Origin of the sequence: Pseudomonas sp. BJa3 (genome assembly GCF_026343815.1) — a bacterium.
Lineage (GTDB): Bacteria > Pseudomonadota > Gammaproteobacteria > Pseudomonadales > Pseudomonadaceae > Aquipseudomonas > Aquipseudomonas soli.
Window position 1 is genome coordinate 1 of record NZ_JAOXMC010000496.1, and the last position, 241, is coordinate 241.

1 pseudogene is annotated in these 241 nt (G+C 56.8%); it reads right to left on the reverse strand.

What is annotated here, in order from left to right:
* A pseudogene (locus OH705_RS28540) lies at positions 1 to 241 on the reverse strand (transglutaminase); the annotation flags it as partial.

Consider the following 241-nt stretch of genomic DNA (forward strand, 5'->3'; position numbering starts at 1 on the left):
GGCGTAAAAGCTGTCGGGGTCATCATAGATGCCGAAGTCGTTATTCACGCATTTGATCTGGATGAACGTGTCGGTGCCCTTCCACGCAACGGGCGGATTCCTTAGGTCGTCGATCCCGACGCCGAATCCGATGACCTCGCGAGTCTCGGGAGGCAGTGTGGCGTGCAACCCCGACAGATAAGCGAGATCGAGAATCACACCTTCCAAAGCGATCCACCGACCTTGGTGAAGTACTTCGGCC